Consider the following 13,319-nt stretch of genomic DNA (forward strand, 5'->3'; position numbering starts at 1 on the left):
AAGGTGGTCAATCCATGAAAGACAAAAAATGGGATCTGGCAGCGCTGGCCTCCATTCCTCTGATTATGACGCTGGGCAATTCCATGCTCCTTCCTGTTCTGCCGCAGATCGCCCGCGAACTCCGGATCTCATCCTTCAAGGTCAGCATGCTGATCACGGTGTACGGGCTGATGGCCATCCTGATGATTCCGGTGGCAGGTTATTTATCGGACCGGTACGGCCGCAAAAAAGTGATTCTCCCCAGTCTGCTTATTGCCGCCGCCGGAGGGGCGGTGTGTGTAGCAGCCGCATGGTTCTCCGACGGAGCAGCGGCTTACGGCTTTATCATTGCCGGGCGTGTGCTGCAGGGGGTTGGGGCAGCAGGAGCTTTTCCCATCGTGCTCCCCTTTGTCGGGGACCTGTTCAAGGATGAGAAGATTGTCAGCAAAAGCCTTGGACTCATCGAAACCTCCAATACCTTCGGTAAGGTGCTGAGTCCCATTCTGGGCGCATATCTCGGGCTGGTGCTCTGGTATGCTCCGTTTATCGCCATTCCGGTGTTATGCCTCATTTCATTTCTGCTTGTCCTGTTCCTGGTCCGCAAGCCGGAGCCTAAGGAAGAAACTGTAAATATGGGTATCCGTGAGTTCATGTCCTGCATCGCAGGTATTCTGCGTGAGAAAGGGAGATGGCTGTATGCGATCTTTGCGATTGGCGGGATATGTATGTTTGTTACGTTTGGAGTGCTTTTTTACTTATCGGAGACGCTTGAAGCCAAATATAATATGCACGGGGCGATGAAAGGATATATCCTGGCGATACCGCTGGCGCTGTTATGCCTCGCTTCTTTTGTTACGGGCAAAGTCATCGGGCAGAATAAAACCAGAATGAAATGGCTGGGGTTTGGCGGGATGCTGCTGCTTACCGGGGCGATGATTATGGCCGGCTTCAATTCAGGGATCATTCTGCTTACCGGGTTCTTGAGTTTGAGCGGGGTTGGAATAGGAATCACATTACCCTGTATGGATGCATTGATAACGGAAGGGATAGAGAAGGAGAACCGGGGAACCATTACCGCCCTGTACAGCAGCATGCGATTTATCGGAGTGGCACTTGGACCGCCGATGGTCTCGCTGCTGATGTCATGGGGGCACTGGAAAGTATTTGGAACGATGGCAGGTTTGGGTGTGGCTGGAGTACTATTAACTTTATTCGCAGTTCACCCCAGCCAAGAGAAAAAAGACGGTAAGACCAGCTCCAAACCCGGAGCCGCACGCCAGCTGAATATTTATAAGCAGAAGGCAAGGTGATCCAGGCTTTAATTAACTGGAGTGCTGCCGATTACTCCCTGTGCATTGGAGTGGCGTCTTCTGCTCCGCTGTGATAAATACACAGGGAGGTAGACGGCGAGCAGCAGGACAGGTGCGGCTATGGAGTATCTGTACATGACAGCGTAGCTTGTGTATAAGGCGATTGCCCCAAGCAGCATAGAGCCGATGGCAACACCAAGATCAAGCGAATTGAAGAACATGCCGTTGGCCAGTCCGCGCTGGCGCGGTTCTACAGATTGGATCATCCAGGTCTGAAGCGCAGGCTGCATCGATCCGAAGCCGAAGCCGTAACATAATGCGGCAGGGAACAATGCAGCGGTCGATGAGGCAAAAGAGAGCAGCAACAGTCCGCCGATGATGAACAGGCTTCCCGGAAGGAGCAGTGCTGCCGGACCAAACCGGTCATAAATCTTACCGGACAGCGGACGGATAATGACGATCGAAACGGCATTGAACAGGAAGAAGTAGGCTACATGCGACAAGTGCTTCTCAGCGCCGTAGAGTGCCAGGAAGCCAATCAATCCGCCATAGGTGATGGACAACAGGAAGTTAAGCAGGCAGGGGAGAAGCAGCCTGCGGTATGCTCCGCCTCCAGAGGCTGCAGCCGGTACACTTGCGGGCTCTTTGTGTTGTGCAGGCAGGGTCTTGGCCAGCCGGAAGCCGAGCGGGAAGATGACGGCCAGCACAGCTCCTGCACCGAGGAGCAGGGAGCCGAATCCGGGCCCTTGCAGCAGGCTGAGGCCGATCAGCGGACCGGCAGACATGGCCAGACTGGTGGACAGTCCGAAATAGCCCATGCCCTCACCCATCCTGCGGATAGGAATGACATCGGAGGCCATAGTCGGGAAGGCGGTACTGGCCATCCCGAAGCCTACACCGAATAACATCCGGAGCAGCAGAAGGGCGGCGATACTGCCAGCGAAATAATAGCCGGCCACGGCCGCAAGTGAAACTGACAGGCCGAGGAAGATCAGCAGGTTGCGTCCGCCCTTCTCCATAGCTCTGGCTGAGAATAAGCGGGAAGCGATAGCACTGAGTGCGAACAGGCTGGTCACGAGGCTGACCTGCACGGAAGTTGCATGCAGCGTTCCTTCCGCATACGCCGGGAGGGTGGATAAAGTCATCTGCAGGCCGGTGAACAGCAGCAGATTGCATAGTGTGAGAGTAATAAAGGGTTTGGTCCATAGACGTTCAGTTGAATGGGTCAAGGGTGTGTGCTCCTATTCTTGATGTGTATTTCCGGTGTTGTGGTAGATAAGCTCCAGCATGCTGCGGAGCTCTTCAAGCTGTTCCGGATCCAGCCCGGCCACGGCAGTATTGATGGTCTGCTGCTCCAGTTCGAGCGTATTCCCGATTAATAATTGCCCTTCTTCGGTGGCGTAAAGCTGGAAGGCCCTGCGGTCACCGGGATTCATCGACTTGCTGATGAAGCCCTTCTTGAGCAGAAGTTCTACGATGCGTGCAGTTGTCGGCTGGTCCTTGGCGGCAGCAGCGGCAACCTCCTTCTGGCTAATTCCGCTGCGGTCACAGATCATGAGCAGGACCGACCATTGCTCGGGAGTAATATCATAGGGCTTCAGAGCCCTGGCAAAGCCGGTTGAAATTCTCCGGTGGGTGGAGCCCAGCAGAAAACCGAGGAATTGCTGTGGAGAGGAATGGGGCATAAAGGTTGCTCCTTTAAATATAGTTGTTACAACAATTATAGTTATAACAAGTAAATTGGTCAAGGTGTTTGCGGGACAGCAAAGCAAAAAGCCCCGCTCCGCGTTAGCGGAGAGGGGCTTGAACTAAACCGTAATTACCTTAATTATTATACTTGCGGCACTTTCTCCCAATCCTTCAGGAAACGTTCAATTCCGTTGTCTGTCAGCGGGTGCTTCCAGAGGGAAGGCAAGAGTGAACCCGGGATCGTAGCAATATGAGCTCCGGCAATGGCTGCTTGCTCTACGTGAGCGATGTTACGGATGCTGGCTGCAATAATTTCCGATTTCAGGCCGTAGTTGGTCAGAATGGTCTTCAGATCCTTGATCAGCTTCATGCCGTCAACACCGATATCGTCCAGACGTCCGACGAACGGGCTGATATAAGTAGCTCCCGCTTTGGCTGCCATGAGGCCTTGAGCAGCGGAGAATACGAGCGTAACGTTAGTTTTGATGCCTTTCTTAGTCAGTTCATAACAGGCTTCAAGACCATCTTCAGTCATTGGCAGCTTGATTACAACGTTCGGAGCCCATTCAGCGATTTCGTAAGCTTCTTTCAGCATTTCTTCCGCTGTGAGACCGATAACTTCGGCACTGACCGGACCGGGAACAATCGCCACGATCTCTTTGATTACATCTTTAAACAATCTGCCTTCCTTGGCGATCAGCGACGGGTTCGTCGTTACGCCATCCACTAATCCGAGGCGGGTAATACGTTTGATTTCCTCAATATTTCCTGTATCCAAGAAAAATTTCATTTCCAGATATCCTCCCTTGATTTCGTATGGATTGACAAATCAGTTTGCTCCACTTCATTATGAGACATGCTAGGGCAAGTTTCAACTGTTAATTTGAATATCTCAAAATAACTTTATAGATGAAGCGCTTAAATAAACATTTCTTACCTCAGGACCATTCCCGGCGGACTTCTCTCCATGATAATATAGAAGCGGTATTGTCCATTTCATGCGATTGGCGGGTGAAAGGAATATTTACTTTAATTGGAAGTGCGGTATTGTTTCTGCTGTTCGCCGCCGGGATTATTGCCTTTCAGAACAGCAGAATGCTTGCTGAGCGGGAGAATGATGCATCCAGAGCATATACCGGCCATCTGATGTATTCTGTATATCATCAGGATTTCGCTCCGAATGGGGAGTTGCCGGAAGCCGTCCCTTTATTTCAGTTCACTCTGTTTGACGGGATGGACGGAACGACGAATGCGCTGTGCAGGGTTGCTGCCGGAAGAGGCGAGATGGTATTGTCCGACGCGCAGAATTATATGCTCAGCAATCTCCGCCAGGCGGCGCTCCAGGGAGTCCGGTTTGAATATTTATCTTTTCCGGGCAAGGCTGCACGCAGGGGGGAGAAGGAAATGATCAAGGCGCTGGAGACTGTGGCGAAACAGGAGGCCGAATATGCAAATCACAGTGAATAATGTAGTCATTTCAGTAAGTGAAGGCAATATTACCGTCTGGCAAGGTGAGATGATCGTGAATGCATCCAACTCAGGCCTCTATGGAGGCGGGGGAGTGGACGGGGCGATTCACCGGGCGGGCGGACCCCGGATTGCTGAAGAATGCGCAGTGATCCGGCAGAAGCAGGGCGGGATACTTCCCGGTGAAGCAGCGTTAACGACTGCTGGTCTCCTCCCGTTCCGGGGAGTCATTCATACCGTAGGACCGATTTGGAAAGGGGGCTCCGCTGGCGAGACTGCTATTTTAAGCAAATGTTATCTCAGCAGCCTCGATCTGGCATGCTCTCATGGAGCCCGGAGTGTTGCTTTTCCGAACATCAGTACAGGGGTCTATAACTTCCCCAAAGATCTGGCCTGCAGGACAGCGCTGGATTCAGTCATCACATATGTGCGTGAACGGAAATCAGCGGAACTCCCGCTGCAGCGGATTGAATTCATCTGCTTTGAACATGACAATGCCGAGTTGTATGAGGCCATGCTCAAAGATTATAGCTGAGCTAACAGTGTAGACCAGCCTATTGATTTGTTCGGGCCTTACATAGTGGATCCGGGGTTAGTATGTGTTACGGCAAAATAATGTCCTAACCCGGCATCAGGCGTGATATTTGCCTGTGGGTGCGTTCAGTACCCATTCCAGCATCATCATCATATCTTCCAGCCGGGTTAACTGGGCGTCCAGTGCCGCCCGCTGCGGATCATCAGCGGATAAGGGTGCCAGCCGCGACTCCAGAGATCTGCGCTGAAGCGTCAATTCGTTGATTTTGGATTGAATCTGATTTTCGGTTCTCATCCGGAATCCTCCTGGTGTGTATTATTGTACTTGGTTCATTATAACGGATAACATGGGGGTAATAAAATGAGTATCAATGTTAAGCAGCTGGCAGCGGAGAAGGCCGTCGAGTATGTGCGGGACGGAATGAAGGTAGGACTGGGTACCGGTTCTACCGCTTACTGGGCGATCCGCAAGCTGGGTGAACGGGTAAGTGAGGGCCTGAACATCACAGCAGTGGCTACCTCGCAGGCTTCAGAGGATCAGGCCCGTGAGCTGGGGATTCCGCTGGTTGCTTTTGGCGATGTCGATCATCTGGATCTGACCATTGACGGTGCGGATGAACTTGACGGTTCGCTGCAGCTGATCAAAGGCGGAGGCGGCGCGCTTCTCCGTGAGAAAATTGTCGCTATGGGCAGCACCCGTATGATTGTGGTAGCAGATGAGAGCAAGGCAGTAACCACACTGGGCAAATTCCCTTTGCCGGTTGAGATCGTGCCCTTTGCCTGGGAGTGGACCGTCGCTGATCTGGCCAAGCTTGGCTGCAAGCCGGAGCTGCGCCGCAGCGGCGGGGAGCTGTATAAGACGGATAACGGCAACTATATTGCCGACTGCCGCTTCGAAGCTATTGACTCCGCTGCTGATCTGGCGCTTGCCCTCCAGCGTATACCGGGCGTAGTGGAGCATGGGCTGTTCATCGGCATTGCCGATATGGCAGTGATCGGCAAGAATGACGGCACCATTGAAATTATTGAAGGTGAGAGCGATCTCTAAGACGCGCAAGCACCACCGGAAAGGGAGAACGTCAGCAGACAGGCAGATGCTGCCGCCGGGGAGGCGAATACTGGCCTGGCTGCTGCTGATCATATACAGCGCAGTGCTGATCTACTGGATGTTTCTCGGTTTCGGGCGGACGGTTCAGACGGAGGGGCCGCTCCGCTACAATCTGGAGCCGCTGCGCACCATGCGTCTGTACTTTGACATGAATAACGGGGTGTCTTATTCGGGCAGGCTGGTTAACCTGCTGGGTAATGTAGCCGTGTTTGTTCCTTTTGGCATCCTGCTGCCGCTGGTTAGCGCCGGTTACCGCTCATTACTGCGGTTAACGCTTGTATCCGTTCTATGTATAATGCTGCTTGAGCTGATGCAGATGCTGCTGCGGGTGGGCAGCCTGGATATTGATGATCTGCTGCTTAACCTGCTGGGGGTATGGATTGGATATGCGCTGCTGCGGCTGGTGCGGGGATAGCAGAGGCGGATGAGCTAATGCTTACGTAGCGTGTTTGTGAAGTGATATCAAGAAGCATGTGCTATTTAACTTATTAGGAGGTCAAATAATGTTGATTGATTTGAAGCCGCTTGTCGGAACCCCTGAGGTGAACGAACTGCTGGCTTATGCAGTTATAGATGATCCGGATGCGCTTGAGCGCACTTCGGCAGAATACCGGGAGCAAGCGGCACTGCAGCTATGCGGCTGGGAAGAGGAAGGGCTGCTGCTCGGCCTCACCGGCTTCGAAGAGACTGAAGACGGTTCGCTGGATATCCGCCATATCGCGGTGCTGCCGGAGAACCGGGGCAAGGGATATGCGCGCGGCATGATTCTTGAGCTGGTAACGACCCGTCAGCCGCGTTATCTGGTGGCGGAGACCGAAGATGAGATTGCCGCAGATTTCTACCGCAGCCTTGGATTTATGGTATACAGCCTGGGCGAGAATGCAGCCGGAATTGAAATGTTCCGCTGTGTGTACGAGGTTGAAGAGACTGAGGACGAGGAATAAGGCTAGCGGGCTGGAACACAACAAAACATAGCATACAAAACATAGCGTACAGAACATCCCGGACAGGACATAGCGGTACAGATCAGCCATTCAGCACTTTACGTGCAGGGTGGCTGTTTTTGCGTCCGGGAACTTATGCAGGAAAATTTCTGAAAAGCGGTTGACTTTTTAAGAAATGGACAATATAGTTTTACAGTGAAACTGTTCTACACGTGAACTATTATTTGAAAAGGAGGAACCAGCATTGAAGAAGGATGCAGAGGAATGGATCAACCGCTACGTGGACGCTTATATGGTTGTGACCAGGCAGATTAACGCCAGACTCAGGGATATTTTTGGCGAAGGGCTCACGAATGACCAGTTCCTGATCCTCCGGCTGATTGCCGGACAGGAGAAGTGTACCTCCACCTATTTGGCTGAGGCAGTGGCGGTGGGCAAGAGCTCAATTACGGCTATTATCAACCGGCTGGATGAAGCGGGAATGATTGAACGGACCCGTGATGAGAATGACCGCCGGCAGGTGTATCTGACGATGACGGAGCATGGCAAGAGTGTCTACAGCACTTCTGAGAAGCAGATGCAGGAGGTTATCTCCCCCTACTTGTTCCACTTCGAGGATAACGATATCGAGCGGTTCATCACGATGTTTGAGAAGCTGGCATTTCTGATGCAGGAACCAGGAGGTAGAAACAATTGAGAACCGTATTGAAGGCAAGATGGGCAATTATCGCTGTATGGCTGGCGGTCGCGGTAGTGTTATTCCTGACCGCACCGGCTATGTCCGATCTGGTCCGGGAGAAGGGGCAAATCTCGGTACCGGCCGGATACACTTCGTCTAAGGCTGCCGAAATCATGAAGGAAGTGGCAGAAGCCAAGGACGGGGAAACGCTACACCAGGTTGCACTTGTGTTCAACAAGCCAGAGGGCCTGGAGGCTGCGGATACTGAGAGTATTAGACAAGGTGTTGAGCAGCTGGCCGCGAATAAGGATTCCCTGAATCTGAGCTCAATTACGGATCCTTTTACACAGCCTGAACTTAAGGATACGCTGATTGCCGAAGACGGTAATACGATCATGGTCGCTTTGTCGGTACAGGGCGGCGAAGAAGAAGTGAAAGAGCTGCCTGCCAAGACAGAGGCGCTGCTGGGTGACGTCACTGCTGATCATTATATGACCAGTGAAGGGCTGATCACAGAAGATACGATTGCCAGCTCGGAAGCAGGGCTGAAGAAGTCGGAATACATTACAGTTGTCTTTATTCTGCTAATTCTGTTCGTTGTGTTCCGTTCGTTCGTAGCGCCGTTTGTGCCGCTGCTTACCGTGGGGCTGAGTTATATCGTGTCCCAGTCAATTGTAGCTTTTCTGGTGGACCGATTTGATTTCCCGCTGTCGACCTTCACACAGATCTTTATGGTCGCGGTTATGTTCGGGATCGGGACGGATTACTGTATTCTGCTGATCAGCCGGTTCAAGGAAGAGCTTGCCCATTCCGAGGATACGAAAAGTGCTATTATCTCTACTTACCGCAAAGCAGGCGGAACTGTATTCTATTCAGGGCTGGCGGTATTCGTCGGATTCCTGGCGATCGGCCTGTCCAAATTCATGCTCTACCGTTCGGCGGTGGCTGTGGCTGTCGGGATATTCGTGATGCTGCTGGCGCTGGTAACGATTGTACCCTTCTTCATGGCGGTGCTGGGTCACAAGATGTTCTGGCCGTCGCGCGGCAAGCTGGAGCATAGCGAGAGCCGGATTTGGGGGGCGGCGGGTTCGTTCTCCCTGAAGAGACCCTGGGCTGCGCTGCTGATTGTGGCCGTCATCGTTGTGCCGTTCCTGCTTACATACAGCGGGAAGCTGAGCTTCAACAGCATGGATGAAATAGGATCGGATTACGCGTCGGTCAAAGGCTTCAATATTATCTCGGAGAGCTTCGGTCCGGGTGAGTCGATGCCGGGCAAGATTGTGATCAGGAACGATGACCGGATGGATACGGCTGAATATATGGGCCTGGCGGAGAAAATCAGCCGTGAGCTCGAAAAGGTGGACGGAGTAAAAGCTGTACGCAGCATGTCCCGTCCGACCGGGGAGCAAATTAATGATTTCCTGATTCCTACACAGGTCGCTACGCTCGCTGACGGGCTGGATCAGAGCAATGAAGGCTTAAGCAAAATTCAGAGCGGACTTGCAGAAGCAAGCGAACAGCTGAAGGTAAATGAGCCGAAGCTCGCCGAGGCCGCTTCAGGCAGCGCTAAGCTGACAGAAGGCACGGCTGAGCTCAAGAAAGGCATCGATACGCTGGGCGCTGGCTTGTCGAAGATCGAGAGCGGCATCCGCAGCGGTTCTGCCGGAGCCGGAGAGATTAAGGCAGGACTCGCGCAGGCGGCGGCAAGTGCGAAACAGCTGGCAGATGCCAATACGGCACTGCTCGAAGGATATAAGAAGATCGGCAGCGGTCTGACGGCGCTGGACGGAGGACTTGCCGGCCTGCAGACACAGCTTCAAGGCGTAGCCGATGCACTGACAGGTCTGGAAGGCTCTTTCGCAGGACTTGAGACTGCACATCCGGAGCTGCTGCAGGATATCAATTACCAGACGATCAAAGGCACGGTGTCGCAGAGCGGCGCTGGAGCTGCGGGGCTGGCCGGAGGGCTGGGCCAGATCTCAGATCAGCTCAAAGGTGCTGCAGCCGGACTGAGTGAAGCCAATGCCGGCTATGCCAAAGCGGCAGCAGGCCAATCCGCGCTGGCGAAGGGGCTGGATCAGCTGGTGGCCGGTATCGGCCAGCTGCAGTCAGGCCTGAATCAGGCCGCTGACGGGCAGGGGCAGATTGTCGGCAAGATTCCGTCCATCACCAGCGGGCTGGATCAGCTGCAGGGCGGACAGCAGCAGCTCGCTGACGGTTTCGGTGAGCTTACAGGCCAGCTCGGCCAGCTGACAGATGGACTGACCCAAAGTGCGGATGGCCTGGGACAAATCACAGGCGGCCTCAGTTCCGCACAGGATTACCTCAAGCAGATTCAGGATGCCAAGGATGACGAGCTGAGCGGGTTCTTCGTGCCGGCGGAAGCACTTGAAGCTGACGGTATTCAGCAGGTATTCGACACCTATCTGTCCGGAGACCGCAAGGTTATGACGCTGGATGTAGTATTCGCTGAGAATCCTTACAGCGCAGAAGCCATAGACAGCGTAGGTGATATCCAGGCTGCGGTAGACCGTGCCGTGGCCGGAACGAAGCTGGAGAATGCGGAAACCGCCATGAGCGGCGTTACCAGCACCTACAGCGACTTACAGGCCATCTCTAATGAGGATTACACGCGTACAGTAATTCTGATGCTGGGCGGTATTTTTATCATACTGGTCTTACTGCTGCGCTCCATCATTATGCCGCTGTATCTGATTATCTCATTGCTGATTACCTACTTTACAGCACTGGGCGTAACGGAGGCGATCTTCGTTCATCTCCTGAACTATTCCGGGATCACCTGGACGACTCCGTTCTTCAGCTTCGTTATGCTGATTGCCCTCGGGGTAGACTACAGTATTTTCCTGATGGCCCGTTTCAATGAGAATAAAACCTGGGATGTACGCGAAGCGATTCTGCATGCCATGCGTAATATGGGAACTGTAATTCTGTCAGCTGTTGTTATCCTCGGCGGAACCTTCGCTTCGATGTATCCTTCCGGGGTACTGTCGATGATGCAGATTGCTACAGTGGTTCTCTCCGGTCTCGCCTTGTACGCGCTGCTGTTCCTTCCGTTCTTCGTGCCGGTCATGGTGCGGATGTTCGGGCGGGCGAACTGGTGGCCGTTCAGCACGGCAGCGGCGGAAGAGCAGCCCAAATCACTGGATGTATAACTCACAGCATTACATGATATGAAACAGCAAAGAGCAGGCCTCCGGTTGAGTGGAGCCTGCTCTTACTGTTCTATGCTTCTGTATAATAGGACAAACATCCTGGAAAATATGTAACTGCAGGGTTAGCGCAGTCTCGCGAAGTAGCTGCGCAGTGCCCAGCCGCGTTCCTGGCGTTTCTTGTATTTGGGTAATGAACGGTACACTGCAAGCGATTCGGTAAAAGCCCGTTTGGCCTCTTCCGTGCGGCCCAGTGCCTTGAACATGGAACCCGCCAGATAATAAGCTTCACTGGAGGAGGTCTGAATCTCCTGAAATTGGCTCACATAATAGAGCGCCTTGTCATGGTCTGCATGCCTGAAGGTCTCGGCGAGACGAAGGTAGGGCTGCCCGTATTGGGCTCTGCGGTTGATTTCAAGGCCTTTGAGCATTTGGGCTTCTCCTTCAGGAAGAATGCCCAGCTTCAGGTTAGCATACCCGAGCTCCACCCAATACTCAGCTGAGGTCTCATAGCGGTCAGCGATTTCGGTCAGAAGCTCTTTGGACTCGCTGTAGCGTTTGCGCTCTGTCAGCAGCCGGGCCAGATCGAACTTGGCGGATACATCATTCGGGTTCAGAGCAATCGTCGTCCGCAGCTTGGAAATCTGGCGTCTGCGGCGGAAAGGCTTGGTAAGACTGGGGAATATGCCGACATAACGGCGGTCCAGGAAGTACAGGATGGCGAGCAGAATGATCAGGGCCAGAAAAGGATTACCCACCAGCTGGGACAGCAGCAGATAGCCGAAAAAAAGTTTAAACATGAATTCCCTCCGTTATGATGTGTTCGTTGAGCATCCTGCAACAGCTAGAGCAGTATGGCAGGGCAATTATACCATATCATCCTTTTATAGGGCCATGGCGTATTATGCAATTTGGTTCCGGCATTACAATTGACAGTCCGTAAGGGAAGACTTAAGCTTTGTGTACAGTTATATTGTCTCATAGCTATTTAAGCTCTTACATATTGTATTCAATTAATTCTCTGAGAGAAGGATGAAATATGGAGACAACGGCAAGCAAGGTCAATTTACGCCCGCTGGGGCAATCAGATTTATCTGTATCGGCGCTTGGACTCGGCTGCTGGCAGTTCAGCAGGGGAAGCGGCATTGTAGGCCGCTATTGGAGTAATCTTACGGATACGGATATTCTGGAGATCGTGAAGATCAGCCTGGAAGGCGGCATGAACTGGGTGGATACGGCAGAAATCTACGGAGGGGGCAAATCCGAAGAGGCGCTGGCTCATGTATTGGATCAGCTCCGGAAGGAAGGCAGTCCGCATGCCGCACCGCTGATTGCCACCAAGTGGTGGCCGCTGCTGCGCACAGCCGGATCGATCCCCGCAACGATTGATCAGCGTATCGCCTGTCTGGGCGGAAGAGGAATTGATCTGTATCAGATTCACCAGCCGTTCTCCTTATCCTCCATTGCCAGCGAGATGAAGGCCATGGCGGGACTTGTGGAGGCTGGCAAAATCCGTTATGTAGGCGTGAGCAACTATTCGGCCAAGCAGATGGTAGAGGCACACCGGCTGTTGAAAACCTACGGGCTCCCGCTGGTATCCAACCAGGTCAAATACAATCTGCTGCACCGCAATATCGATCAGAACGGGACGCTGGCTGCTGCCAAGGAGCTGGGGATTTCCATTATCGCCTACTCTCCGCTCCAGCAGGGGATCCTGACCGGACGCTTCCACAATGATCCGTCACAGATTGCCGCAGTCTCCCGGATACGGCGGATGCAATCGGGTCTGGACGGTGCCAGCCTGGCCCGCAGCAAACCGCTGATTGATTCTCTGGCTAAACTGGCAGAGAAATATAAGGCAACACCGGGCCAGGTTGCACTTAACTGGCTGATTCACTATCATGGCGACACCGTAGTCGCCATTCCTGGAGCCTCTAAAGCCCGCCATGCCCGGGAGAATATTGGCGCCATGACCTTCCGGCTGAACCCGGAGGAGCTGGAGCTGCTGAATGAAGCTTCCTGGGCAGCACTGAAGAAATAAACGGAAATTGCGCGTTTGCACATTGCCTCCGGCCGGATTAGCGGCCTGGAGGTTATTTTTTTTACTTTAATTGAGAAATAAATGTTTAGGACTGGAAAGAGCGGGTTATATAAGGGATAAGATATTTCGCACTCACGCAAACAAAGGTGAAGATTATAGAAGGAGGTTGAACTTCAATGAGTATGAGCGTACATAATCTTATGGCTTTTAATCATCAGTTTTTTAGACCTCAGCCCGTTCTTAATCCTAAGCCGCAGAAATCAGAAGACAAAGTCCAGAGCTTTCAGGAAGTTCTCAATGAGAAGCTGAGCACTTACGGCGATAAGAAGAAATGAACTATAACCGTTAACCATCAGATGCAGAATATATCGCAGCAAACTATAGAACCGGCAGAAACA

Annotated in this window: 15 protein-coding genes; 10 read left to right on the forward strand and 5 right to left on the reverse strand. The window is 52.8% G+C overall.

The features are described from left to right. Positions 1-14 precede the first annotated feature (14 nt). Positions 15-1,289, forward strand: coding sequence for a bacillibactin exporter BcbE (bcbE, locus tag PBOR_RS15340; RefSeq protein WP_042213027.1), 1,275 nt, complete (start codon positions 15-17; stop codon positions 1,287-1,289). 8 nt (positions 1,290-1,297) lie between these two features. On the opposite strand, the gene PBOR_RS15345 is transcribed toward bcbE, so the two are convergent. From PBOR_RS15345 to fsa, 3 genes are all read right to left on the reverse strand, one after another. Further along, a complete protein-coding gene (locus PBOR_RS15345) occupies positions 1,298-2,518 on the reverse strand; it encodes an MFS transporter (RefSeq protein ID WP_042213029.1) in 1,221 nt (406 codons plus the stop codon). A 12-nt stretch (positions 2,519-2,530) separates the two neighbouring features. Beyond that, positions 2,531-2,974 (reverse strand): MarR family winged helix-turn-helix transcriptional regulator, encoded by a 444-nt coding sequence (locus tag PBOR_RS15350; protein ID WP_042213031.1) that lies wholly within the window; start codon positions 2,972-2,974, stop codon positions 2,531-2,533. 146 nt (positions 2,975-3,120) lie between these two features. Continuing rightward, positions 3,121-3,768 (reverse strand): fructose-6-phosphate aldolase, encoded by a 648-nt coding sequence (fsa, locus tag PBOR_RS15355; protein ID WP_042213033.1) that lies wholly within the window; start codon positions 3,766-3,768, stop codon positions 3,121-3,123. A gap of 221 nt (positions 3,769-3,989) precedes the next feature. Here fsa and PBOR_RS15360 point away from each other — a divergent pair, with 221 nt between their 5' ends. Next, the gene (locus tag PBOR_RS15360; protein WP_157764046.1) at positions 3,990-4,445 is read left to right on the forward strand and encodes a hypothetical protein; all 456 of its coding nucleotides are present in this window, start codon (positions 3,990-3,992) and stop codon (positions 4,443-4,445) included. Beyond that, positions 4,426-4,980: a macro domain-containing protein gene (locus tag PBOR_RS15365; RefSeq protein ID WP_042213038.1), complete on the forward strand. Its 555-nt coding sequence runs from the start codon at positions 4,426-4,428 to the stop codon at positions 4,978-4,980. The genes PBOR_RS15360 and PBOR_RS15365 overlap by 20 nt, the downstream gene beginning before the upstream one ends. 96 nt (positions 4,981-5,076) lie before the next feature. Here PBOR_RS15365 and PBOR_RS15370 read toward each other — a convergent pair whose 3' ends face one another. Next, the gene (locus PBOR_RS15370; RefSeq protein WP_042213040.1) at positions 5,077-5,274 is read right to left on the reverse strand and encodes a hypothetical protein; all 198 of its coding nucleotides are present in this window, start codon (positions 5,272-5,274) and stop codon (positions 5,077-5,079) included. Between the two features lie 72 nt (positions 5,275-5,346). Between PBOR_RS15370 and rpiA the strand changes: the two genes are divergently transcribed. The 5 genes from rpiA (at position 5,347) to PBOR_RS15395 (ending at position 10,883) form a co-directional block, all read left to right on the forward strand. After that, a complete protein-coding gene (rpiA, locus tag PBOR_RS15375) occupies positions 5,347-6,027 on the forward strand; it encodes a ribose-5-phosphate isomerase RpiA (RefSeq protein ID WP_167549601.1) in 681 nt (226 codons plus the stop codon). Further along, positions 5,996-6,502, forward strand: a complete 507-nt coding sequence (locus PBOR_RS15380; RefSeq protein ID WP_245648193.1) for a VanZ family protein — start codon at positions 5,996-5,998, stop codon at positions 6,500-6,502. The genes rpiA and PBOR_RS15380 overlap by 32 nt, the downstream gene beginning before the upstream one ends. Positions 6,503-6,590: 88 nt before the next feature. Further along, positions 6,591-7,031, forward strand: coding sequence for a GNAT family N-acetyltransferase (locus PBOR_RS15385; protein WP_039298121.1), 441 nt, complete (start codon positions 6,591-6,593; stop codon positions 7,029-7,031). 244 nt (positions 7,032-7,275) lie between these two features. After that, positions 7,276-7,728, forward strand: coding sequence for a MarR family winged helix-turn-helix transcriptional regulator (locus tag PBOR_RS15390; protein WP_099052467.1), 453 nt, complete (start codon positions 7,276-7,278; stop codon positions 7,726-7,728). Next, positions 7,725-10,883, forward strand: coding sequence for an MMPL family transporter (locus PBOR_RS15395; protein WP_042213043.1), 3,159 nt, complete (start codon positions 7,725-7,727; stop codon positions 10,881-10,883). Before PBOR_RS15390 ends, PBOR_RS15395 begins: the two co-directional genes overlap by 4 nt. A 122-nt stretch (positions 10,884-11,005) precedes the next feature. Here PBOR_RS15395 and PBOR_RS15400 read toward each other — a convergent pair whose 3' ends face one another. Continuing rightward, positions 11,006-11,680: a tetratricopeptide repeat protein gene (locus tag PBOR_RS15400; protein ID WP_042213044.1), complete on the reverse strand. Its 675-nt coding sequence runs from the start codon at positions 11,678-11,680 to the stop codon at positions 11,006-11,008. Between the two features lie 239 nt (positions 11,681-11,919). Between PBOR_RS15400 and PBOR_RS15405 the strand changes: the two genes are divergently transcribed. Then, the gene (locus PBOR_RS15405; RefSeq protein ID WP_042213045.1) at positions 11,920-12,921 is read left to right on the forward strand and encodes an aldo/keto reductase; all 1,002 of its coding nucleotides are present in this window, start codon (positions 11,920-11,922) and stop codon (positions 12,919-12,921) included. A 176-nt stretch (positions 12,922-13,097) separates the two neighbouring features. Then, a complete protein-coding gene (locus PBOR_RS37400; protein ID WP_167549546.1) occupies positions 13,098-13,256 on the forward strand; it encodes a hypothetical protein in 159 nt (52 codons plus the stop codon). The last annotated feature ends 63 nt before the right edge of the window (positions 13,257-13,319 follow it).

Origin of the sequence: Paenibacillus borealis (assembly GCF_000758665.1) — a bacterium.
Lineage (GTDB): Bacteria > Bacillota > Bacilli > Paenibacillales > Paenibacillaceae > Paenibacillus_AQ > Paenibacillus_AQ borealis.